The sequence below is a fragment of the Streptomyces sp. NPDC053367 genome, assembly GCF_044545925.1.
Lineage (GTDB): Bacteria > Actinomycetota > Actinomycetes > Streptomycetales > Streptomycetaceae > Streptomyces.
The window spans coordinates 127,875-151,196 of sequence record NZ_JBITYN010000008.1; the positions used below are offsets into that span (position 1 = coordinate 127,875).

Annotated in this window: 20 protein-coding genes; 3 read left to right on the forward strand and 17 right to left on the reverse strand. The window is 70.8% G+C overall.

Annotated features, from left to right (window positions below; translation table 11 throughout):
• Window positions 1-89: 89 nt before the first annotated feature.
• From ruvX to ACIGXJ_RS22950, 4 genes are read right to left on the reverse strand one after another with little or no spacing between them, the layout of a single operon-like run.
• Window positions 90-554, reverse strand: coding sequence for a Holliday junction resolvase RuvX (gene ruvX, locus ACIGXJ_RS22935; protein WP_399648379.1), 465 nt, complete (start codon window positions 552-554; stop codon window positions 90-92).
• Window positions 554-3,226: an alanine--tRNA ligase gene (gene alaS, locus ACIGXJ_RS22940; RefSeq protein WP_399648381.1), complete on the reverse strand. Its 2,673-nt coding sequence runs from the start codon at window positions 3,224-3,226 to the stop codon at window positions 554-556. Before alaS ends, ruvX begins: the two co-directional genes overlap by 1 nt.
• Window positions 3,226-3,597 carry a hypothetical protein gene (locus ACIGXJ_RS22945; protein ID WP_399648383.1) on the reverse strand — a complete coding sequence of 124 codons (372 nt, stop codon included), beginning with the start codon at window positions 3,595-3,597 and terminating at the stop codon, window positions 3,226-3,228. Before ACIGXJ_RS22945 ends, alaS begins: the two co-directional genes overlap by 1 nt.
• A gap of 8 nt (window positions 3,598-3,605) precedes the next feature.
• Window positions 3,606-4,058 carry a DUF948 domain-containing protein gene (locus ACIGXJ_RS22950; RefSeq protein WP_399649083.1) on the reverse strand — a complete coding sequence of 151 codons (453 nt, stop codon included), beginning with the start codon at window positions 4,056-4,058 and terminating at the stop codon, window positions 3,606-3,608.
• 153 nt (window positions 4,059-4,211) lie between these two features.
• Here ACIGXJ_RS22950 and ACIGXJ_RS22955 point away from each other — a divergent pair, with 153 nt between their 5' ends.
• A complete protein-coding gene (locus ACIGXJ_RS22955; protein ID WP_399648386.1) occupies window positions 4,212-6,404 on the forward strand; it encodes an ATP-binding protein in 2,193 nt (730 codons plus the stop codon).
• Window positions 6,405-6,437: 33 nt separating this feature from the next.
• Here the strand turns inward: ACIGXJ_RS22955 and rpsD are convergent, their stop codons facing one another.
• The 5 genes from rpsD to ACIGXJ_RS22980 all read right to left on the reverse strand — a co-directional run bounded on the left by rpsD (window position 6,438) and on the right by ACIGXJ_RS22980 (window position 11,582).
• Window positions 6,438-7,052, reverse strand: a complete 615-nt coding sequence (rpsD, locus tag ACIGXJ_RS22960; RefSeq protein ID WP_399648388.1) for a 30S ribosomal protein S4 — start codon at window positions 7,050-7,052, stop codon at window positions 6,438-6,440.
• A gap of 289 nt (window positions 7,053-7,341) precedes the next feature.
• Complete coding sequence (locus tag ACIGXJ_RS22965; RefSeq protein WP_399648390.1) at window positions 7,342-8,697, reverse strand: replication-associated recombination protein A; 1,356 nt, start codon at window positions 8,695-8,697, stop codon at window positions 7,342-7,344.
• A 44-nt stretch (window positions 8,698-8,741) separates the two neighbouring features.
• The gene (locus ACIGXJ_RS22970) at window positions 8,742-9,398 is read right to left on the reverse strand and encodes a vitamin K epoxide reductase family protein (protein ID WP_399648393.1); all 657 of its coding nucleotides are present in this window, start codon (window positions 9,396-9,398) and stop codon (window positions 8,742-8,744) included.
• A gap of 197 nt (window positions 9,399-9,595) precedes the next feature.
• Window positions 9,596-10,858, reverse strand: a complete 1,263-nt coding sequence (gene hisS / locus ACIGXJ_RS22975; protein ID WP_399648395.1) for a histidine--tRNA ligase — start codon at window positions 10,856-10,858, stop codon at window positions 9,596-9,598.
• Window positions 10,859-10,871: 13 nt separating this feature from the next.
• Complete coding sequence (locus ACIGXJ_RS22980; protein WP_399648397.1) at window positions 10,872-11,582, reverse strand: MBL fold metallo-hydrolase; 711 nt, start codon at window positions 11,580-11,582, stop codon at window positions 10,872-10,874.
• Window positions 11,583-11,724: 142 nt separating this feature from the next.
• Here ACIGXJ_RS22980 and ACIGXJ_RS22985 point away from each other — a divergent pair, with 142 nt between their 5' ends.
• Entirely contained in the window at window positions 11,725-12,540 is an 816-nt protein-coding gene (locus ACIGXJ_RS22985; RefSeq protein ID WP_399648399.1) for a peptidylprolyl isomerase, read from the forward strand.
• Window positions 12,541-12,686: 146 nt separating this feature from the next.
• Entirely contained in the window at window positions 12,687-13,916 is a 1,230-nt protein-coding gene (locus ACIGXJ_RS22990) for a DUF349 domain-containing protein (protein ID WP_399648402.1), read from the forward strand.
• 77 nt (window positions 13,917-13,993) lie between these two features.
• Here ACIGXJ_RS22990 and ACIGXJ_RS22995 read toward each other — a convergent pair whose 3' ends face one another.
• From ACIGXJ_RS22995 to ruvC, 8 genes are all read right to left on the reverse strand, one after another.
• Window positions 13,994-16,537: a RelA/SpoT family protein gene (locus ACIGXJ_RS22995; RefSeq protein WP_399648404.1), complete on the reverse strand. Its 2,544-nt coding sequence runs from the start codon at window positions 16,535-16,537 to the stop codon at window positions 13,994-13,996.
• Between the two features lie 181 nt (window positions 16,538-16,718).
• Window positions 16,719-17,267, reverse strand: coding sequence for an adenine phosphoribosyltransferase (locus ACIGXJ_RS23000; protein WP_399648407.1), 549 nt, complete (start codon window positions 17,265-17,267; stop codon window positions 16,719-16,721).
• Entirely contained in the window at window positions 17,264-18,367 is a 1,104-nt protein-coding gene (secF, locus tag ACIGXJ_RS23005; protein WP_399648410.1) for a protein translocase subunit SecF, read from the reverse strand. Before secF ends, ACIGXJ_RS23000 begins: the two co-directional genes overlap by 4 nt.
• Before the next feature lies 1 nt (window position 18,368).
• Window positions 18,369-20,150 (reverse strand): protein translocase subunit SecD, encoded by a 1,782-nt coding sequence (gene secD, locus ACIGXJ_RS23010; RefSeq protein WP_399648414.1) that lies wholly within the window; start codon window positions 20,148-20,150, stop codon window positions 18,369-18,371.
• A gap of 141 nt (window positions 20,151-20,291) precedes the next feature.
• Window positions 20,292-20,789, reverse strand: coding sequence for a preprotein translocase subunit YajC (gene yajC / locus ACIGXJ_RS23015; RefSeq protein WP_399648416.1), 498 nt, complete (start codon window positions 20,787-20,789; stop codon window positions 20,292-20,294).
• Window positions 20,790-21,009: 220 nt separating this feature from the next.
• Complete coding sequence (ruvB, locus tag ACIGXJ_RS23020; protein ID WP_399648419.1) at window positions 21,010-22,080, reverse strand: Holliday junction branch migration DNA helicase RuvB; 1,071 nt, start codon at window positions 22,078-22,080, stop codon at window positions 21,010-21,012.
• Window positions 22,081-22,120: 40 nt separating this feature from the next.
• Entirely contained in the window at window positions 22,121-22,726 is a 606-nt protein-coding gene (ruvA, locus tag ACIGXJ_RS23025; protein ID WP_399648421.1) for a Holliday junction branch migration protein RuvA, read from the reverse strand.
• Complete coding sequence (gene ruvC, locus ACIGXJ_RS23030) at window positions 22,723-23,298, reverse strand: crossover junction endodeoxyribonuclease RuvC (protein ID WP_399648423.1); 576 nt, start codon at window positions 23,296-23,298, stop codon at window positions 22,723-22,725. The genes ruvA and ruvC overlap by 4 nt, the downstream gene beginning before the upstream one ends.
• Window positions 23,299-23,322: the final 24 nt, after the last annotated feature.

The following is a 23,322-nucleotide window of genomic DNA, read 5'->3' on the forward strand; positions in this document are numbered from 1 at the left end:
GGCTCGGGGGGCCCGGTTCCGTTCCGCCTCTCGTTGTGCGGTGGCTGTTCGAACGCCGCCGCATCGCGCGGAACGTTACCGTATCGCGATCAGATGACCACTTCGACGCCCTCGCCCGGAGCTTTACCTGACACCCGTTCGGATTCGAGTGCCTGCTGGAGGATGATCACAGCGGCCGCCTGATCGATGACGGAGCGGCCCTTCTTGGACTTCACCCCCGAGGCGCGCAGCCCCTGACCGGCCGTCACGGTCGTCATCCGCTCGTCCACGAGTCTCACCGGAACCGGCGCGATCATGCGGGCCAGTTCCTGGGTGAAGCCGCGGACCTTGACGGCGGCGGGGCCCTCGCCCCCCTTGAGGGAGCGAGGGAGTCCGACGACGACCTCGATCGGCTCGTACTCCTCGACGAGCTGCTTCAGCCGGCGCTGGGCCGCGGGGACGTCCCGGCCGGGGACGGTCTCCACCGGTGTGGCGAGGATCCCGTCGGGGTCGCACGAGGCGACCCCGATGCGGGCGTCCCCGACGTCGACGGCGAGACGTCGTCCTCTGCGCATTACTTGGCCGTCTCCGCGACGAGGCGCTCGACGGCGTCGACGGCCTCGCCGACTGCGGCCGGGTTCTGGCCGCCGCCCTGGGCGACGTCCGGCTTGCCGCCACCGCCGCCGCCGAGGGTCTTGGCGGCGGTGCGGACCAGGTCACCGGCCTTCAGGCCGCGCTCGCGGGCGGGCTCGTTGGTGGCGATGACCGTCAGCGGCTTGCCGTTGTTGACCGTGAACAGGGCCACCACGGCGGCCCGTCCGCCCTGGATACGGCCGCGCACGTCGAGGACCAGCTTGCGCAGGTCGTCCGGGGTGGTGCCGTCCGGGACCTGTCCGGTGACGACGGCGACGCCGTTGACGTCCTTGGCGGACTCGACGAGACCTGCGGCGGCCTGCAGCACCTTCTCGGCGCGGAACTTCTCGATCTCCTTCTCGGCGTCCTTCAGCTTGCCGAGCATGGCGGAGACCTTCTCCGGGAGCTCCTCCGGACGGCCCTTGATCAGCTCCTGGAGCTGGGCGACGACCGTGTGCTCACGGGCGAGGAAGTTGTAGGCGTCGACGCCGACGAGGGCCTCGATACGGCGCACACCGGAGCCGATGGAGGACTCGCCGAGCAGCTTCACCAGGCCCAGCTGGGCGGTGTTGTGCACGTGCGTGCCGCCGCACAGCTCCTTGGAGAAGTCGCCGATGGTGACCACGCGGACGCGCTCGCCGTACTTCTCGCCGAACTCGGCGATGGCGCCCTGCTTCTTGGCCTCGTCGATGCCCATGACCTCGGCGTGCACGTCCAGGTCGCGGGCGAGCACCTCGTTGATCTTCTGCTCGACGTCGGTCATGACCGCCGTGGGGACGGCGGACGGGGAGCCGAAGTCGAACCGGAAGCGGCCCGGCTGGTTCTCCGAACCGGCCTGGGCGGCCGTCGGGCCGAGGGCGTCGCGCAGCGCCTGGTGGGTGAGGTGGGTGGCCGAGTGGGCGCGGGCGATGGCCTTGCGGCGGCGGACGTCGATGGAGGCATGGGCCTTGGCGCCGACGGTGACCTCGCCGACCTGGACGACGCCCTTGTGGACGTACACGCCCGGAACCGGCTTCTGGCAGTCGCGGACCTCGATGACGGCACCGGAGTCGACCTTGATCCGACCGGTGTCGCCGATCTGGCCGCCGCCCTCGGCGTAGAACGGGGTGCGGTCCAGGACGACCTCGACCTCGTCGCCCTCGGTGGCGGCCGGGGAGGACACGCCGTCGACGAGGATGCCGACGATGGTGGACTCGCCCTCGGTGTCGCCGTAGCCGATGAAGTCGGTCTCACCGGCGGTGTCGGCGATCTCCCGGTAGGCGCCCATGTCGGCGTGGCCGGTCTTCTTGGCCTGGGCGTCGGCCTTGGCGCGCTCCCGCTGCTCCTTCATCAGGCGCCGGAAGCCGTCCTCGTCCACGGAAAGGCCCTGCTCGGCGGCCATCTCCAGGGTGAGGTCGATCGGGAAGCCCCAGGTGTCGTGGAGCAGGAAGGCCTTGTCGCCGGGCAGCACCGCGGAGCCGGACTGCTTGGTCTCGGTGACGGCGGTGTCGAGGATGTTGGTGCCGGCCTTCAGCGTCTTGAGGAAGGCGTTCTCCTCGGCGAGGGCGACCTTCTCGATGCGCTCGCGGTCGGTGATCAGCTCCGGGTACTGCTGGCCCATCATGCGGATCACGACGTCGATCAGGTCTTGGACGACCGGACCGGTGGCGCCCAGCAGCCGCATGTTGCGGATGGCGCGGCGCATGATGCGGCGCAGGACGTAACCGCGGCCCTCGTTGCCGGGGGTGACCCCGTCGCCGATGAGCATGGTGGCGGTGCGCATGTGATCGGTGACCACGCGCAGGGACACGTCCGAGGCGTGGGCGTCGCCGTAGCGGACGCCGGTCAGCTCGGTGGCCTTCTCGATGACGGCCATGGAGGTGTCGATCTCGTACATGTTCTGCACGCCCTGCAGAATCATGGCGAGGCGCTCCAGACCGAGGCCCGTGTCGATGTTCTTGCTGGGCAGGTCGCCGAGGATCTCGAACTTGTCCTTGCCGGTGCCCTCGCCCCGCTCGTACTGCATGAAGACGAGGTTCCAGATCTCCACGTACCGCTCGTCGTTGACGGCGGGTCCGCCCTCGACGCCGAACTCGGGGCCGCGGTCGTAGTTGATCTCGGAGCAGGGGCCGCACGGGCCGGGCACGCCCATGGACCAGAAGTTGTCCTTCATGCCCAGGCGCTGGATGCGCTCCTTGGGCACGCCGACGACCTCGTGCCAGATCTGCTCGGCCTCGTCGTCGTCCTGATAGACGGTGATCCAGAGCTTCTCCGGCTCCAGGCCGTAACCGCCCTTGTCCTGGGGGCTGGTGAGCAGCTCCCAGGCGAGCTTGATGGCGCCTTCCTTGAAGTAGTCGCCGAAGGAGAAGTTGCCGCACATCTGGAAGAAGGTGCCGTGACGCGTGGTCTTGCCGACCTCTTCGATGTCGGGCGTGCGCACGCACTTCTGCACGCTGGTGGCGCGCGGGAAGGGCGGCTTGACCTCACCCAGGAAGTAGGGCTTGAAGGGCACCATGCCGGCGGGGACGAGGAGCAGAGTCGGGTCGTCCGCGATGAGCGACGCCGAAGGGACGACGGTGTGCCCGCGCTCCTCGAAGAAGCTCAGCCAGCGGCGGCGGATCTCAGCCGACTCCATCAGTGGTCCCCATTCCGGTCGTTCTTGTCGTTCCTGTACACCGTGGATTCGATGTACTTCGGGTACTTCGGCTCGTGGTCGTTCTCGATGGCGGCGTACCGCCGGGGTGCGGGAAGCTCCGTGGCGCCCGGGTCCTCGCGGATGCCGAGCACCTCTTCGAGTTCGGCCTCCCGCTGGGCCATGTTGTCGCGGACGTCGAGGGCGAAGCCGACCGCCCGGTCCTTGAGGCGGTGACCGGCCTCGATCGCCTTGTTCGTCGCGGTGACGGCGAGATGCTCGGGGGTCAGCTGCTTCAGCTTGCGGTTGACCTTGGTGGTGGCCCACACACCGGCGGCGACGCCCGTGCTGAACCAGAACGTACGGCGGAACATCGCTTCCGTCAGCCCTTCTTCCGGCGGTCTCGCCTGTCCCGCCGGGAGGCCGGAACAGTGCGGCCGACGATGACCGTACGCCGGGGTGCCTCGGCGGGCGCGTCGTCCTTGCGGCCGCCGAGGGCCCGGCGCACGCCGTACCCGAAGGCGGCGACCTTGACCAGGGGGCCGCCGAACGTGGAGGCGACGGTCGTCGACAGCGCGGACGCGTTCGACGTGACCTCCTGGACGTCGGAGGCGATCGCGTCCACCCGGTCGATCTGGGTCTGCGCGGAACGCACCGTCGCGGAGGCGTCGGCCAGCAGCGGAACGGCCTGTTCGGTCACGTCCGCGACCAGCTTGGTGGTCGCCCTGAGCGTCTGGGCCAGCCTCGCGAGAGCCACCGCGAGGAAGGACACCAGGATCGCCCAGAAGACGGCCACCAGGATCCCGGCCACCTCTCCACCGGACACCTTGCGCACCCGCTCCCTGATCACGCCTGAACATCGATTAAGTCCTGGACCGAGCCTATCGCGCCGGGGGCGGCGCACCGTACCGGATATGGGCGCGGTGGAAACCGGGATCCAGCGACGCGATTGTACGGAGTGATTACGCTTCAGTACCCTCCGTGTCCCATGCGAGTGGAACAGCGCGACGACGACCCTGTGCGGGGCAACCTCCCGGCGGAGCTGGACGCGTTCGTCGGCCGCTCGGCCGAACTGTCCGGGCTCGCCGCCGCGCTGGACACCGCGCGGCTGGTGACGGTGACGGGGGGCGGCGGGGTCGGCAAGTCCCGGCTCGCTTCGCACGCGGCCGCGCGACGGCGGCCCGCGCACGGGGTGTGGCGGGTGGAGCTGGCCGCGCTGCGCGATCCTGAACTGGTCGAGTACGCGGTCGTGGAGGCGCTCCGGCTGACGGACCACACCACGCGGCCGCCGCGCGAGACGCTCCTCGGCCAGCTCGCACAGCGCGAACTGCTGCTGCTCCTGGACGGGTTCGAGCATCTGGTGGAACCCTGCGCGGACCTGGTCGGCGCATTGCTGCGGCAGCTGCCCGGGCTCAGGGTGCTCGCCGTGGGGCGCCGGCCGCTCGCGGTGGCCGGTGAGCGGCTGTTCCCGCTGGCGCCGCTCGGCGAGGACGACGCCGTAGACCTGCTCCTCGAGCGGGCCTCGGCGCACGGCGTCGCGCTGCGGCCCGGCGGGCGGGTGCGCGAGCTGTGCCGCCGCCTCGACGGCATCCCGCTGGCCGTCGAGCTGGCGGCGGGCCGGCTGCGGGCGCTCTCCCCGGCGCAGTTGCTCGACCGGCTCGACGACCGGTTCCGGCTGCTGACCGGCGGCGGACGCGACGGCCTGCCCCGCCATCAGACGCTGCGCACGGCGATCGGCTGGAGCCACGAGCTGTGCACCCCGGAGGAACGGCTGCTGTGGTCGCGGCTGTCGGTGTTCGCCGGGCAGTTCGACCTGGAGGCCGTGGAGTACGTGTGCAGCGGCGACGGACTGCACGCCGACGACGTCCTCGACGTGCTCACCGCGCTGCTCGCCCAGTCACTCCTGGCCCGCGAGGAGACCCCGGCCGGGGTGCGCTACCGGATGCTCGACACCGTGCGCGCGTACGGCGCCGAGTGGCTGGAGGGCATGGGCGACGCCGAGCGGTTGCGGCGCAGGCACCGGGACTGGTATCTGGGCCTTGCGACCTGGTGCGAGCTGGACTGGTTCTCGCCCCGGCAGTGCGAGGTCGCCGCCCGCGTCGAGGCGGAGCTGCCGAATCTGCGGCTTGCGCTGGAGTTCAGCCTGACCGATCCGGACGAGGCGCACCTCGGCCAGTACCTGGCGGGGGCGCTGTGGTTCTGCTGGGTGGGCTGCGGACGGCTGTCGGAGGGCCGGCGCTGGCTGCGGCGCAGCGTGGAGCTGCCGCCGGCCGAGGAGGTCACCCACGAGCAGTCCCGGCTCAAGGCCCTGTGGGTGCTCGGCTATGTGTGCGTGCTCCAGGGCGACGCGGTCGCCGCGCTGGCGGCGCTGCACGAGTGCCGGGAGGAGGCCGAGCGCCTCGGCAGCGCGACCGCGGCGGCCTACGCCGAGCACCGCACGGGCTGTCTCGCGCTGGTCACGGACGACATGCCGCGCGCGGAAACGCTGCTGCGGTCGGCGCTGGAGCGCTACCGCGAGATCGGCGAGCTCAACAGCAACGTCCTGATGGGACAGGTCGAGCTGGCGATGGCCCGCGCCTTCCGGGGCGACCTGCCGGACGCGGTCCGCCTGAGCGAGGACGTGCGCCGCGTGTGCGAGGAGCACGGGGAGCGCTGGGCCCGCTCGTACGCCCTGTTCGTGCTGGCGTACGCGGCCTGGGCCGACGGCGACCTCGGGCGCGCCCGGGTTCTGCTGACCGACTGCCTGGCCGGCGCGGACGGCTTCAACGACCTGCTGGGCTCGGTGCTGGTGGTGGAGCTGCTGGCGCTGGTGACCCTTGCGGAGGGTGACGCGGCCGAGGCGGCCGTGCTGCAGGGCGCGGCGGCGGCGATGTGGCCGTCGGTGGGGCTGCCGCTGTTCGGCTCCGCGTACTACAACCAGCCGCACGAACTGTGCGAGGCCGGGGCCCGCGAGGCACTGGGCGACGAGCGGTACGAGGAGTGCGTACGGCTCGGCGGGCGGCTGGAGCGGCGGGCGGCGGTGGCCCGGGCGCTGGGCCGGGCCGCGTCCTGGGACGCGGACGGGCCGCCGTCGGCCTCGCGCGGGCCGGTGCCGTCGCCGCGGGGCGCCGCGGACACGGCCGACGGCATGCGGAAGCCCGCCGCCTCCCCCACCCGCGGGGGCGGGGAGACGACGGGCTGAGGTACCGCTGGTGAAGTACCGCGCCTGCTGGGATCAGCGGGCGTAGTACTCGACGACGAGCTGCTCGTCGCAGATCACCGGGATCTCCTTGCGGTTCGGCTCACGGTCCAGGCGGAAGGCCAGGGCGCGGAGGTTCACCTGGAGGTAGCGCGGGGTCTCACCGTCGGGGGCGAAGCCACCCTCACGGGCGATCGTGAAGAGGGTCTTCTCGCGGCTGCGCTCGCGGACCTGCACGACGTCGTCGGGACGGACACGGAAGGACGGCTTGTCGACCTTCTGGCCGTTGACCTCGATGTGGCCGTGGACGACCATCTGGCGGGCCTGGTAGATCGTGCGGGCGATGCCCGAACGCAGGACCAGCGCGTCGAGGCGACGCTCGAGCTCGATGATCAGGGCCTCACCGGTCTTGCCCTGAACCTTGGAGGCACGCTCGTAGGCGCGGACGAGCTGACGCTCGGACACGTCGTACTGCGCACGCAGACGCTGCTTCTCGAGCAGACGGACCTTGTAGTCCGAGTTCTGCTTGCGGCCGCGGCCGTGCTCACCCGGCGGGTAGGGACGGGCCTCGAAGTACTTGACGGCCTTCGGGGTCAGCGCGATGCCGAGGGCACGCGACTTCTTGACCTTGGGGCGGGACTGGTTCGCCACTGTTTCTCATTTCCTTGATTCGGCTCGTCAGAGTTGGGGGAGGTCGCATCCGCAGCCGGGGAAACCCGTCAGGTCCCGTGGGGCCTGCTGGGCAGCCGCTCCCTGGTCTGGGCACATACGTGCAGCACGCGAGTGGCCCACCGACCTCTCCCGGGCTCCGGGGTGGTGGTGGGCTGCCCGCGACACCGTTCGACGGTGCGCGACGCTCCTGGAACCCGCTGGGGGTTCCGGCTGGATGTCCCGCTCTGACTGCGCGGGACTCAGCACTCCGAGCGAGTTTACAGGGTGGTCAGGACCGCTTGCGACCGAGGTGCTTCCGGGTCCACTCCACGGCGTCCGCGTAGCGCGCCTCCGTGCCGTGCCGGGTGGGGAGGTAGTACTCGCGGTCCTTCAGGGCGTCCGGCGCGTACTGCTGCTCGGCGATGCCCTCCGCCAGGTCGTGCGGGTACACGTACCCCTGCGCGTGCCCCAGTTTGGCGGCGCCCTTGTAGTGCCCGTCGCGCAGATGCGCCGGGACCGGTCCGGCCAGCCCTTTCCGTACGTCGTCCAGGGCGGCGCCGATCGCGGTGGTCGCGGAGTTGGACTTCGGGGCGAGAGCGAGGGCGATGGTGGCGTGGCTGAGGGTGAGGGCGGCCTCGGGGAAGCCGATCATGGCGACGGCCTGGGCGGCGGCGACGGCGATGGGAAGGGCGGTCGGGTCGGCGAGGCCGATGTCCTCACTGGCGGAGATCATCAGGCGGCGGGCGATGAAGCGGGGGTCCTCGCCGGCCTCGATCATGCGGGCCAGATAGTGCAGGGCCGCGTCCACGTCGGAGCCGCGGATCGACTTGATCAGGGCGCTGGCCACGTCGTAGTGCTGGTCGCCGTCGCGGTCGTACTTGACGGCCGCGCGGTCGACGGTCTCCTCCAGGGTGGTGAGGGAGATCTCCTGCTCGCCCTTGTCCAGGGCGGCCCCGGCGGCGGCCTCCAGGGCGGTCAATGCCCGGCGGGCGTCGCCGCCCGCGATGCGCAGCAGGTGGTCCTCGGCCTCCTCGGGGAGGGCGACCGCACCCTTCAGGCCGCGCTCGTCGGTGAGGGCGCGCTTCAGCAGACCGCGGACGTCGTCGTCGGTCAGCGGCTCCAGGGTGAGCAGCAGGGAGCGGGACAGCAGGGGGGAGATCACCGAGAAGTACGGGTTCTCGGTGGTGGCCGCGATCAGGGTGACCCAGCGGTTCTCCACGGCCGGCAGGAGGGAGTCCTGCTGGGCCTTGCTGAAGCGGTGGATCTCGTCGAGGAAGAGGACGGTCTCCTTGCCGTAGCCGCCGGTGGCGCGGCGGGCGCCGTCGATGACCGCGCGGACCTCCTTGACGCCTGCGGTGATCGCGGAGAGCTCCACGAAGCGCTTGTCGGTGGCCTTGGAGACGACGTAGGCGAGGGTCGTCTTTCCGGTGCCCGGCGGGCCCCACAGGATCACCGAGGAAGGTCCGGCCGGTCCCCCGGCACCCTCGCCGACGAGTCTGCGCAGCGGGGAGCCGGACTTGAGCAGGTGCTGCTGGCCCACCACCTCGTCGAGGGTGCGCGGGCGCATGCGGACCGCCAGGGGACTGCTCGTCGGGTCCTTCTCCTGGCGCTCTTCGGCTGCGGCGGTGAACAGATCGGGCTCCACGTCAGAAACCCTAAATCACGGCACTGACAATCCCCTCAGGGCCGTCAGCTCGTCCAGAAGTCCCACCAGCGGGTCAGGATCAGCATGCCGATGATCCCGATGTGCAGCACGGGCATGACCCAGGTGAACTCGCCGAAGAAGCTCTTGACCCAGCGCGGGGCGGGCAGATGGTCGTTGCGGACGTTGAACGAGGTCACGTACCAGAACATGACGATCGTGGCGACCCAGGCCAGGCAGCACCACAGGCACAGCGCGTTGATCCGGTACAGCGACTGGAACATCAGCCAGGCGCAGAACGAGACACCGAACAGGGTCCCGGCGTTGAGGACGAGCCAGTACCAGCGCGGGAAGCGGGCCCGCGCGAGCAGGCTCACGCCGACGCAGACCACGATGCCGTAGGCGACGAGGCCCAGCATCGGGTTGGGGAAGCCGAAGACGGACGCCTGGTCGCTCTCCATCACGCTGCCGCAGGAGACGACCGGGTTGAGGCTGCAGCCGGGCGTGAAGGTCTTGCCCTCGACCTTCGCCTCCAGCAGCTTGAACTTGTCGATCGTGATGACCCAGGCCGCCAGCAGGCCGGCCGCGCCCGTGATCACGAGCAGCAGCGCGAGGCCCCGGCTGCCGCCGACCGCGCGTGGCTCCGCGGCGTCCGGCCGGGGCTCGGGCTCGGTGGAGACGTCCTGCACTGTCGTCTTGCTCATCACGCCGATTCCGTCACTTGAGAGCTGGAACATCTTCGGGCACGGGCCATTGTGCCGCACACGCGCGTAAGCGCACCGTTCGCTCACCACAAGGACGTACGTCCGTTCAGCCGGGAGCGTTCGGTCTCGGACAGGTGTCCGCCCGGCATGCGAAAGGACGTCCGGAAACCCGGACGCCCCTCCACACGCGTGTGCGCTCAGCCGAGCCGTGCCTCCAGCTCGGCCACGATCTCGTTCACGCCGATCGCCGTCTGCTCGCCGGACTCCATGTCCTTGAGCTGGACGACGCCCTCGGCGAGGTCGCGCTCGCCGGCCACCAGGGCGTAGCGGGCGCCGGAGCGGTTGGCCGCCTTCATGGCCGCCTTGAGGCCCTTGCCGCCGTAGGAGAAGTCCGCGGCGACGCCGACCTTGCGCAGCTCGGTGACCTTCGCGAACAGCACCCGGCGGGCCTCCTCGCCGAGCGCTACGGCGAAGACGCTGGTGGACGCGGGGAGCGCCAGCTCGACGCCCTCGGCCTCCAGGGCGAGGACCGTGCGGTCCACGCCGAGGGCCCAGCCGACGGACGGCAGGGCGGGGCCGCCGATCATCTCGGACAGGCCGTCGTAGCGGCCGCCGCCGCCCACCGCGGACTGGGAGCCCAGGCCGTCGTGGACGAACTCGAACGTCGTCCGCGTGTAGTAGTCCAGACCGCGGACCAGCTTGGGGTCGTCCTCGAAGGCCACGCCGGCGGCCGTGATCAGCTCGCGGACCTCCTCGTGGTACGCCTTGCAGGCGTCGCACAGGTAGTCGCGCAGCAGCGGGGCGTCGCCGAGCTGCTTCTGCACGGACTCGCGCTTGTCGTCCAGGACGCGCAGCGGGTTGATCTCGGCGCGGCGCAGGGTGTCCTCGTCGAGGTCGAGGCCGCGCAGGAAGTCCTGCAGCGCAGCCCGGTAGACGGGCCGGCACTCCTTGTCGCCGAGGCTGTTGAGCAGGATGCGGAAGTCGTTCAGGCCCAGCGAGCGGTAGGCCTGGTCGGCCAGGATGATCAGCTCGGCGTCCAGGGCCGGGTCCTCCGCGCCGATCGCCTCGGCGCCGACCTGGGAGAAGTGCCTGTAGCGGCCCTTCTGCGGGCGCTCGTAGCGGTAGTAGGAGCCCGAGTACCAGAGCTTGACCGGGAGGTTGCCCGCCTTGTGCAGGTTGGCCTCCAGGGCGGCGCGCAGCACGGACGCGGTGCCCTCGGGGCGCAGGGCGAGGCGATCGCCGCCCTTGGTCTCGAAGGCGTACATCTCCTTGGTGACGATGTCGGTGGACTCGCCGACACCGCGCGCGAACAGCTCGACGCTCTCGAAGCCGGGCGTCTCGATGTAGCCGTAGCCGGAGTTGCGCAGCGGGGCGGCGATCGCCTCACGGACGGCCAGGAACTTGGCGCTGTCCGGCGGCAGGAGGTCGTAGGTGCCCTTGGGGGCCTTGAAGGTGCTCACGGAAAGTCTCTCGTCACATTCCTCGTCGGGGAGCGTCGAGATTCGCTCCCGGGCCGGCGGCCACCTGCCGCAGATAGGGGTTGGTGGCGCGCTCCTGGCCGATGGTCGTCTGGGGGCCGTGGCCGGACAGCACCACGGTCGAGTCGTCGAGCGGCAGGCACACGCGTGCCAGCGAGTCGAGCATCTCGGCCATGTCACCGCCGGGCAGGTCGGTGCGTCCGATGGAGCCGGCGAACAGCAGGTCGCCCGAGAACAGGATCGGCGGGATGTCCGCCGCCTCGGGCATGCCGAAGGTCACCGACCCCTTGGTATGGCCGGGCGCGTGCGAGACCGTCAGTTCCATTCCGGCCAGTTCCAGCCTCGCGCCGTCCGTGAGCTCCTTGACGTCGTCCGGCTCCCCCACGGTCAGCTCGCCGAGCAGCGGCATGCCGATGGAACGGCCGAGCGCCTTCTCGGGGTCGCTCATCATGTACCGGTCCTCGGGGTGGATCCAGGCCGGCACGTCGTGCGCTCCGCAGACCGGGACGACCGAGGCCACATGGTCGATGTGGCCATGGGTGAGGACGACGGCGACGGGCTTGAGCCGATGCTTCTTCAGTGCTTCCTCGACTCCGGGGGCCGCCTGATGGCCCGGGTCGATGATCACGCACTCCTCACCGGCGGCGGGGGCGACGAGATAACAGTTCGTCCCCCAGGCCCCGGCGGGGAACCCGGCAATGAGCACGATCGTCCTTCGTTGTGTCGGTTCGGGGTGGCTTGCGCATGGGCTACGCCTGAGGTCAGAGCCTACCGGCGCTGCCGATTCCTCAGCGAACCCATATACGGTACGGGGCACACACCAGACTGACGTACGAGGAGACAACCCGGTGGTCACCCAGGAACAGCGGCGGCGGCAGCTCGCCCGGGAGAAGTTCTTGCGGCAGCAGCAGCGGCGCACCGAGGCGCGACAGAAGGCGAAGGTGCGCAACTCGGTGATCGCGTCGGTGCTCGGCGTGGTCCTGGTGGGCAGCCTCGCGCTGTACACGACCGGGGTCATGAAGGACGACAAGGACGACAAGGCGAACGCGAGCGCGACCGCCGACCCGACGCCCAGCGCGGTGAAGGACCCCTGCGAGAAGCCCGCCGAGGGCAAGGTCAAGACGCAGACGTGGAAGAAGGAGCCGGCGGTCACCATCGACAAGTCGGCCAAGTACACGATGAAGCTGGCCACGACCTGCGGTGACATCGACGTCGCGCTGAACGCGGCGGCGGCCCCGCACACGGTGAACTCGTTCCACCACCTGGCCGGCAAGGGCTACTTCGACCACACCAAGTGCCACCGGCTCACCACGAACGGCATCTACGTGCTGCAGTGCGGCGACCCGACGGGCAGCGGCAGCGGCGGGCCGGGCTACACCATCCCGGACGAGAACCTGAAGGACAAGAGCCTCAAGGGCGGCGTCTACCCGGCGGGCACGGTCGCGATGGCGAACACCGGCCAGCCGCACTCCGGCGGCAGCCAGTTCTTCCTCGTCTACCAGGACAGTCAGCTGCCGCCCAGCTACACCCCCTTCGGTACCGTTTCCGAATCGGGCATGACGGTTCTCAAGAAGATCGCCGCGGCCGGCGAGAACACCGGCGCCGGTGACGGCGCGCCGAACGCGACCGTTGTGATCGACAAGGCGACGGTCACGAAATCCTGACCCCATCCCGACCGCCATCTGCGGAATTTCGGTCGCGCGGGATGCGGACAGGCGCCCCGCCGGTCGCCTATGTTGGCCGTGACGAAACTGTGGACGATGCCCGGGGGAGCTGAGGCCCCCCGCAGGCATCATGTGGAGGAGGCGCTGTGAGCAGCGACCCGTGGGGCCGCGTCGACGAGACGGGGACCGTGTACGTGCGTACGGCCGAGGGCGAGCAGGTCGTCGGTTCCTGGCAGGCCGGCTCCCCCGATGAGGCGCTGGCCTACTTCGAGCGCAAGTACGAGGGCCTGGTTGTCGAGATCGGCCTCCTCGAGAAGCGAGTGAAGACCACCGACCTGTCGGCGAAGGACGCCCAGGCCGCCATCGGCCATCTGCGCGAGCAGGTGGACGCGCACCACGCGGTCGGCGACCTGGACGCGCTGCGGACCCGGCTGGACAAGCTCACGGAGCTGGTCGAGGCACGCCGCGAGGAGCGCAAGGCGCAGCGGGCGAAGCAGACCGACGAGGCCCGCCACGCCAAGGAGGCGCTGGTCGCCGAGGCCGAGGAGCTGGCGCAGTCGGACCAGTGGCGGGCCGCCGGTGAACGGCTGCGCGCGCTGGTGGACACCTGGAAGGGGCTGCCCCGGCTCGACCGCAAGTCGGACGACGAGCTGTGGCACCGCTTCTCGCACGCCCGGTCGGCGTTCTCCAAGCGTCGCAAGGCGCACTTCGCGCAGCTGGACGCGCAGCGCGAGGAGGCCCGCAGGACCAAGGAGCGGCTGGTCGCGGAGGCCGAGGCGTTGTCGGGTTCGACCGACTGGGGTCCGACGGCGGCGCGCTACCGCGAGCTGATGGCCGAGTGGAAGGCCGCGGGCCGCGCCCAGCGCGAGCACGAGGACGACCTGTGGAACCGCTTCCGCGGCGCCCAGGACGTGTTCTTCGCCGCCCGCGGCTCGGTGTTCGCCGAGCGGGACGCCGAGCAGGCGGAGAACCTCAAGCTCAAGGAGGAGCTGGCCGAGGAGGCCGAGAAGATCGTCCCGGTCACCGACCTGAAGGCCGCGCGGGCCGCGTTCCGCTCGATCAACGAGCGCTGGGAGGCGATCGGCCATGTGCCGCGCGACGCCCGGCCCAAGGTCGAGGGCCGCATGCACGCCGTGGAGCGGGCGATCCAGGAGGCCGAGGAGGCCGAGTGGCGCCGCACCAACCCGGAGGCACGCGCGCGTGCCGAGGGGCTGACCGGCCAGCTGCAGGCCGCGGTGGACAAGCTCAAGGGTCAGATCGAGCAGGCGCGCGCCCAGGGCAACAACGCCCGCGCCGACAAGCTCGAGCGGGAGCTGGAGGGCCGCCAGGCGCTGCTGGACCAGGCGCTGAAGGGTCTGCAGGAGTTCGGCGGCTGACGCCGTACGGCAGATGAGGAAGGGGCTCCCCTCGGGGAGCCCCTTCTTCGTGTCCGCCTGCGCGCCGCGCGGCGCTGCTACGCCCGGCTGCGGGCCGAGGTGACCCGGTAGACGTCGTAGACGCCCTCGACGCCGCGTACCGCCTTCAGGACGTGGCCCAGGTGCTTGGGGTCGCCCATCTCGAAGGTGAAGCGAGAGGTGGCCACGCGGTCGCGGGAGGTCTGGACGGCCGCGGAGAGGATGTTGACGTGCTGGTCGGAAAGGACGCGGGTGACGTCCGACAGGAGCCGGGAGCGGTCCAGGGCCTCCACCTGGATGGCGACCAGGAACACCGAGGACTGGGTGGGCGCCCACTCGACGTCCAGGATGCGCTCGGGCTCGCGGGACAGTGACTCCACGTTGACGCAGTCGCTGCGGTGAACCGATACGCCACTACCCCGGGTGACGAAGCCGATGATCGGGTCGCCGGGGACGGGCGTACAGCAGCGGGCCAGCTTCACCCACACGTCGTCGACACCCTTGACGACCACGCCGGGGTCGGCGCTGGAGCGGCGCTTGCGGCTGCGCCCGCGCGCGGGCGGCACGCTCTCGTCGATCTCCTCGGTGGCCGCCTCCTCGCCGCCGAAGGCCTGCACGAGCTTCTGCACGACGCTCTGCGCGGAGACATGGCCCTCGCCGATCGCCGCGTACAGCGCGGAGATGTCGGGGTAGCGCATCTCATGGGCGAGGGTGACCAGGGAGTCGCCGGTGAGGATGCGCTGGATCGGCAGGTTCTGCTTGCGCATCGCGCGGACGATGGCGTCCTTGCCCTGCTCGATGGCCTCGTCGCGGCGCTCCTTGGAGAACCAGGCGCGGATCTTGTTGCGGGCCCGGGGCGACTTGACGAAGCTCAGCCAGTCGCGCGAGGGGCCCGCGCCCGCCGCCTTGGAGGTGAAGACCTCCACCAGGTCGCCGTTGTCCAGGGTGGACTCCAGCGGCACCAGGCGGCCGTTGACCCGGGCTCCTATGGTGCGGTGGCCGACCTCGGTGTGGACGGCGTAGGCGAAGTCGACCGGGGTGGCACCCGCGGGCAGCGCTATGACGTCGCCCTTGGGGGTGAAGACGAAGACCTCGTTGCGGGAGAGGTCGAAGCGCAGCGACTCCAGGAACTCGCCGGGGTCCTCGGTCTCCTTCTGCCAGTCCAGGAGCTGGCGCAGCCACGCCATGTCGTTGACGGCGTCCTTGTCCTTGCCGGACGTGCGGGGCACGTCGGTGCGGACCTTGGAGGCGCCGGCCACGGCGTCCTGCTTGTACTTCCAGTGCGCGGCGATGCCGTACTCGGCGCGGCGGTGCATGTCGAAGGTGCGGATCTGCAGCTCGACCGGCTTGCCGTTGGGGCCGATGACCGTCGTGTGCAGCGACTGGTACATGTTGAACTTCGGCATCGCGATGTAGTCCTTGAACCGGCCGGGGACCGGGTTCCAGCGCGCGTGCACGGTGCCGAGGGCCGCGTAGCAGTCGCGGACGGTGTCCACGAGGACGCGGATGCCGACCAGGTCGTAGATCTCCGCGAAGTCACGGCCGCGGACGATCATCTTCTGGTAGACGCTGTAGTAGTGCTTGGGGCGGCCGGTGACGGTGGCCTTGATGCGGGCCGCGCGCAGGTCCTGCTGGACCTCGTCGGTCACTATGGCCAGGTACTCGTCGCGCTTGGGTGCCCTCTCGGCCACCAGCCGGACGATCTCGTCGTACATCTTGGGGTAGAGGATCGCGAAGGCGAGGTCCTCGAGCTCCCACTTGATGGTGTTCATGCCCAGGCGGTGGGCGAGCGGCGCGTAGATCTCCAGGGTCTCGCGCGCCTTCTTCTCCTGCTTCTCACGCTTGAGGTAGCGCATGGTGCGCATGTTGTGCAGGCGGTCGGCGAGCTTGATGACCAGCACGCGCGGGTCCTTGGCCATCGCCACGACCATCTTGCGCACGGTCTCCGCCTGGGCGGCCTCGCCGAACTTGACCTTGTCGAGCTTGGTCACGCCGTCCACGAGCAGGGCGACGACGTCGCCGAAGTCGCGGCGCAGGTCCTCCAGGCCGTACTCGGTGTCCTCGACGGTGTCGTGCAGCAGGCCCGCCATCAGGGTGGCCGGGTCCATGCCGAGCTCGGCGAGGATGGTGGTCACCGCGAGGGGGTGGGTGATGTACGGGTCGCCGCTCTTGCGCTTCTGGCCGCGGTGCCAGCGCTCGGCGACCTGGTAGGCGCGCTCGATCTGGCGCAGCGTCGCGGTCTCGATCTTCGGGTCGTTGCTGCGCACTATCCGCAGCAGCGGCTCGAGGACCGGGTTGTACGGGTTGGCGCGCTGCACACCGAGCCGGGCGAGGCGGGCGCGGACGCGGTTGGAGGAGCCGGAGCGGGCGGACGGCTGGGGCGCGGCCGGGCGGATCGGGGGCGTCGGGGCGGGGTTGCTGCGCGCGGGAGGGGCGGGAGCCGGCTTGGGACGGGCGGCCTCGGCCGGCGTGTCGACAGCCGCGGACTGGGCGTGCTCCGCCGTCCCGCGGGTGTCGTTCTCGGCGTTCGACGCGGGCTTGGCCGGCTGCTCCGAGGCGGGCTCGGACTTGGCGGCGGTCAGGTGCTGGGCCTCGTCTGGCAAGAGGGCTCCTCGTGCGCGTTCCGGGTCCCCCGGTCAGGCTCCGGAGAACCCATGGTAGCGATCCTGGGCTCAGGGATCGCCTTCAGGCCGAAGTGCGGACTCCCTCACGCAAACACCGAGGGCGGGCACCGGATTCCTCCGGGCCCGCCCTGATCGCGCCTGACCTGCCGGTCCGGACCGCTCAGACGGTGAGCAGCGCCTCCAGGGGCGCCCCGCCGATGGCCGCCTCCAGGCGGGCGCGGCCGGCGAGGAAGCTGAGCTCCATCAGTACGGCGACACCGGCGACCTGGGCGCCCGCGCGGCGGATCAGCTGCAGCGAGGCCTCGGCGGTGCCGCCCGTGGCGAGGACGTCGTCGATGACCAGGATCCGGTCGTCGGCCGACAGGTCCTCGGCGTGCACCTCGATCTCGGCCGAGCCGTACTCCAGGTCGTAACGCTGGCTGAGCGTCGCTCCGGGGAGCTTGCCCGCCTTGCGTACGGGGATGAAGCCGAGCCCGGCGCGGACGGCCACCGGGGCGCCGAGGATGAAGCCGCGGGCCTCGAGGCCGACGACCTTGGTGGCGCCGGTGCGCTCGGCGATCTCCGCGAACGCGTCGGTCAGCGCGGCGAACGCGGCCGGGTCCGCGAGCAGCGGGGTGATGTCCTTGAACATCACCCCGGGCTCGGGGTAGTCGGCGACCTCGCGGATGCGGCTGAGCAGCAGCGTCCTGACGTCTGCGAGCTCGGTCATCGGCGCTTCCCCGAAGGACGGCCACGGCCGCGGCTGCGGTCGGCGGACGTCTCGCGAGGGCCGACGACCGCCGGAGCGGCGTCCTCGTCGTACGTCCCCCCGGCAGCGGCGGCCGAAGGCTCGGCCTGGTCGCCGCCGTGGGCGCGCTTGGCGAGGACGCGCTTCTTCAGCGCCTTGAGCTGCGGCTCGCGCTCCTTGAGGTCGGCGACGAGCGGCGTGGCGATGAAGATCGAGGAGTAGGCACCGGCCGCGAGGCCGACGAACAGCGACAGCGAGATGTCGTTGAGCGTGCCCGCCCCGAGGAAACCGCCACCGATGAACAACAGGCCCGCCACCGGCAGCAGCGCGACGACCGTGGTGTTGATCGAGCGCACCAGGGTGCCGTTGATGGAGCGGTTGGCGATCTCGCTGTAGGTGAAGCGGGTCTGCTTGGTGATGTCCTTCGTCTGCTCCTTGAGGCTGTCGAAGACGACGACCGTGTCGTAGAGCGAGTAACCGAGGATCGTCAGCAGACCGATCACCGTGCCGGGCGTGACCTCGAAGCCCACCAGGGCGTAGATGCCGACCGTGATGGTGATGTCGTGGATCAGGGCGACCAGCGCGGCGATGGCCATGCGCCACTCGAAGGCGATCGCCAGGTAGATCACGACGAGGACCATGAAGATCGCCAGACCCTGCCAGGCCTTGTTGGCGATCTGGTCGCCCCAGCTCGGACCCACCAGGTCGGCGGCGATCCGCTCGGGGTCGACCTTGAAGTCCTTGGCCAGCTCGTTCTTGATCTGGTCGGACTGCTGGGTGTCCATGCCGGCGATCTGGATGCGCAGCGTGTCGTTGCCGAGCTTCTGCACGACGGCCTCGTGGCCGGAGGCCTCCTGCGCGAACTCCTCGGCCTGGGCGACCGAGACGCTGGTCTCCGGAGTGGTGAAGACGGCACCGCCCTGGAAGTCGATGCCCATGTTCAGGCCGCGCACCCCGAGGCCCAGGATGGCCGTGATGGTGATCAGGACCGAGATGCCGTACCAGAGCTTGCGGTGGCCGATGAAGTCGTAGCTGACCTCACCGCGGTGCAGTCGGGCTCCGAGGTTGCCGAGCTTCGACATCTCAGGCCTCCTTCGGGTCGACAGGGCCCGCGACAGGGCCGGCGGGACGGCGGGTGCGGCGCAGCGGGGGCTGGGCGCCCAGGCTCCTCGGGTCGAGGCCGGACCACTTGTGGCCGCCGCCGAAGAACTTCGTGCGGGCGAGGATCGTCATCAGCGGCTTGGTGAAGAAGAAGACGACGACCACGTCCAGCAGGGTGGTCAGACCCAGCGTGAACGCGAAGCCCTGGACCTTGCCGACCGTGACGATGAACAGCACCGCGGCGGCCAGGAACGACACGAAGTCGGAGACCAGGATGGTGCGCCGGGCGCGGGGCCAGGCCCGTTCGACCGCGGGGCGCAGCGAGCGGCCCTCGCGGATCTCGTCCCGGATGCGTTCGAAGTACACGATGAAGGAGTCGGCTGTGATGCCGATCGCGACGATGGCACCGCAGACGGCCGGCAGGTTCAGCGCGAAGCCGATGGCCGGGCCGAGCAGCGACATGATCACGTAGGTCAGCGCGGCGGACACCAGCAGCGACGCGCACGCGACGAGCGACAGGCCGCGGTAGTACACGACCAGGTAGATCACGACCAGGGCGAGGCCGATGGCACCGGCCAGCAGACCCGCGTGCAGCTGCTCACTGCCGAGGGCGGCCGTCACGGTGGTGACGCTGGACTCCTTGAAGGTCAGCGGGAGCGCACCGTAGGACAGCATGTTGGAGAGGTTCTCGGCCTCCTGCTGCGTGAAGTTGCCGGAGATCTCCGCGTTGCCGCCGCTGATGGCCGTGCGGACGTAGGGGTGCGAGATGACCTTGTCGTCCAGGACGATGGCGAACTCGTTCTGCGGGGAGGCCTTGGTGGCCAGCTCGCCGGTGATCTTCGCGAACTTCTTGCCGCCACCGGACGTGAAGTCCATGGTGACCTTCCAGCCGGCACCGCTCTGGGTGTCGAGGATGGCCTGTGCCTTGTCGACGTCGGTGCCGTCGACGGCGACCGGGCCGAGCACGAACTTGGTCCACGCCTCGCCGTCCTGGCCGCAGGCGACGGTCGAGTCCTCGGGCCTGGCGGCCTTGCCGGCCTTCGCGCGCTGCTTGGGGTCGGCACAGTTCAGAGCGGCGAACTGCTCCTGGAGCTTGCTGTCGGCGGCACCGGTGTCCGCGGACGGGGTGGCGCTCGGCGTCGCGGAGGCGGAGGGCGAGCCGCTGGCGGAGGGGGTGGGGTCCGCCTTCAGCGCGTCGGTGACCGCGCGACCCTGCGAGGTGGCACTGGCCGACGGGGTGGCCTCGTCGTCACCGCCGCTCGCGGAGGTGGAGGCGCTCGGCGACGGGCTGCCGCTCGGGGAGGCGCTGCCGCTGGGGCTGCCGCTCGGGCTGGTGCTCGGCGTGGCCGCGCCGCCGGAGGGCGCGCTCTGCAGCACGGGGCGGAAGTAGAGCTTGGCGGTGGTACCGACCTGATCCCGGGCCTGCTTGGAGTTCGTGCCCTTGGGGATGTTGACGATGATGTTGTTGGAGCCCTGGGTCTGGACCTCGGCCTCCGACACACCCAAACCATTGACACGGCTGTTCATGATCTCGACAGCGGTGTCCATGTTGGTCTTGTTGATCGCGTTGGGCTGGCCCGGTTCGTTGATGGCGGTCAGCGTGATGCTGGTACCGCCGGCCAGGTCGATGCCAAGGCGCGGGGTCGTCGTCCCCGCGGCGAACATGCCACCGGTGAGCGCCACGATGGCGATCAGGATCAGGGCCAGCGAGCGCCCCGGCTTGCTCTGGGCGCTCGCGGTCCGGCCCTTTTTAGGTGCTGCCACCTTCTCGTACTCCCTCTCGGGCCGCCGCCTCGCGCCGGGTCGGCGGGCGGGCGGCCATGACATGGTGTGGGATCCCCTGACGAGAGACACGTGTCCCGGCGCGGGCCGGGGGCGCGGGCCCCCGTGCGCACCGGGACAGTACTACTTCGCGTCGGAGTCGCCGTCGGTCTTCTTCGGCTCTTCCGCCTTCGCCTCGGCGGCGTCCTGGGACGGCTCCTCGCCCGCGTCCTTCTTGCCGAGGTCGACGTGCGTCTCGTCGGAGGCGGCGGCAGAGCCGGCGGACTCGTCGGAATCGGCGGGGGACTCGGTGAGGGACGAGGCGTCGTCCGGGACGACGTCGGACTTCAGGTCGTGCTCGATGCCGTGGACGATGCGGTTGTACTCGTCGTCGGACAGGACGGCACCGATGGCGTTCTTGGCGAACAGGAGCTCGACGCCGGGACCGGCGTCGAGGAGGACCGTGTCCTCGTTGACCTCCTTGACCGTCGCGTACATGCCCCCGATCGTGCGGACGCCGGAACCGGGCTGCATCTGGTTCCGCATATCGACCGCTTGCTGCTGCTTCTTCTTGGCCGACCGCGTCATCAGGATCATGGCCCCGATGAGCACGATGAACGGGAGGAGGGTCACGAGACTCACGGGTCGGAACTTCCTTCACACGACCGCGATGGTGTGCGGCCTATTCGATGGGGGTATGCATGCCGTCCGGCACGGGCGGCATCGGCGGAGTCTAAGCGAGTCCGCGCGCATGGAACAACGCTCAGCATGGCACCTGGGTTCCTGACGTCGCCAATACCGCGCCGAACCCGTACTCAGCGGGCGGGGAGGCCCCGGCCGGCTCCCTGCCCCTCTCGCGCCGTCACGTCCCGAACAGGTCCTGTTGTCCGTTTGCGGAGCCCGCCGCGCCGGGCGGGGTGAGGCCGAGATGTGCCCATGCCGCCGGGGTGGCGACCCGGCCTCGGGGGGTGCGCGCCAGCAGTCCTTCCCGTACGAGGAAGGGTTCGGCGACCTCCTCGACGGTCTCCCGCTCCTCCCCCACCGCCACGGCGAGCGTGGACAGGCCGACCGGGCCGCCGCCGAACAGCTTCAGCAGGGCCTGAAGGACGGCGCGGTCGAGCCGGTCCAGGCCGCGCGCGTCGACCTCGTACACGGCGAGGGCCGCCGCCGCGATGTCTCTGGTGATGACGCCGTCGGCCTTGACCTGGGCGTAGTCGCGCACGCGGCGCAGCAGGCGGTTGGCGATGCGCGGGGTGCCGCGGGAGCGGCCGGCGATCTCGGCGGCGCCGTCCGTGTCGATCTCCACGTCGAGCAGTCCGGCCGAGCGGTGGATGACGCGCTGCAGCTCGGTGGGTTCGTAGAACTCCATGTGCGCGGTGAAGCCGAAGCGGTCGCGCAGCGGGGGCGGCAGCAGGCCCGCGCGGGTGGTGGCGCCGACCAGGGTGAAGGGCGGCAGCTCCAGAGGGATGGCGGTGGCGCCGGGGCCCTTGCCGACGATGACGTCGACCCGGAAGTCCTCCATCGCCATGTACAGCATCTCCTCGGCGGGCCGGGACATGCGGTGGATCTCGTCGAGGAAGAGGACCTCGCCCTCCTGGAGGGAGGACAGGATCGCGGCGAGGTCGCCGGCGTGCTGGATGGCCGGGCCGGAGGTGATGCGGATCGGGGCGCCCATCTCGGCCGCGATGATCATCGACAGGGTGGTCTTGCCGAGGCCGGGGGCGCCGGAGAGCAGGACGTGGTCGGCGGTGGCACCCCGCGCGCGTGCGGCGCGCAGCACGAGATCGAGCTGCTCACGGACCTTCTCCTGGCCGATGAACTCGCCCAGGTCCTTGGGGCGCAGGGCGGCTTCGACCGCCTGGTCCTCACGGTCGGCGACAGGGCCCACCAGCCGCTCGGCGGCGGAGATGTCGGTCGTGTCGTCCCAGTTCATGTGTGTGCCTTACGACGGGTATGGGGGCGGCCGGCTCGGTTCAGCGGGCTCGGTTCAGGGTCTGCAACGCCGCCTTGAGCAGCTGCCCGACCTGTGGGGTGCCCTCGGCGGCCTCGGCCTGCGGGGCCACCGCGCTGACGGCCTCGTCGGCCTCGCGGGTGGCGTAGCCGAGGCCGATGAGGGCGGCGTGCAGCTGGTCGCGCCACCCCTGGCTGACCGCGGCGCCGACCACGGGGGCGCCGACGGGTGCGCCGAGGCGGTCCTTCAGTTCGAGCAGCAGTTTCTGCGCGCCCTTCTTGCCGATGCCGGGCACGGCGGTGAGCGCCTTCTCGTCGCCGGTGGCGACGGCCCGGCGCAGGGCGTCCGGGCTGTGCACAGCGAGCATGGCCTGGGCGAGTCTCGGGCCGACGCCGCTCGCGGTCTGGAGCAGCTCGAAGACCTGGCGCTCGTCGTCGTCGGCGAAGCCGTACAGGGTGAGCGAGTCCTCGCGGACGACCAGGGAGGTGTGCAGCCGGGCGGGCCGGCCGACCCGCAGGGTGGACAGCGTGTTCGGCGTGCACTGGACGGCCATGCCGACACCGCCGACCTCGACGACGGCGGCGTCCGGGGCGAGTGCGGCGACCGTGCCGCTGACGAAGGCGATCATGCCGTACGGCCCTTCATTGTTCTGGTCGGGGTGCGGGGCGGTGCTGCGGCCGGTGCTTTCGCCGCCTGCAGGGCGACGGCCTGCTGCAGCCGGTTCTGGGCGGGGGCGCGCCAGATGTGGCAGATGGCGAGCGCGAGGGCGTCGGCGGCGTCGGCGGGCTTCGGCGGGGCGTCGAGCCGCAGCAGCCGGGTCACCATGGCGCCGACCTGCGCCTTGTCGGCGCGGCCGCTGCCGGTGACGGCGGCCTTGACCTCGCTGGGGGTGTGCAGGGCGACGGGGATGCCGCGGCGGGCGGCACACAGCATGGCGACGGCGCTGGCCTGGGCGGTGCCCATCACCGTACGGACGTTGTGCTGGCTGAAGACGCGCTCCACGGCCACGAACTCTGGCCGGTGCTCGTCCAGCCATGCCTCGATGCCCTGCTCGACGGCGACGAGGCGGTGGCCGAGGTCGGCGTCCGCGGGGGTGCGTACCACGCCGACGCCGAGCATGGTCAGCGGGCGCCCGGCCACTCCTTCGACCACCCCGACCCCGCACCGGGTCAGTCCGGGGTCCACCCCGAGTACGCGCACTGCGCCCCCTCCGCTTCGATCACC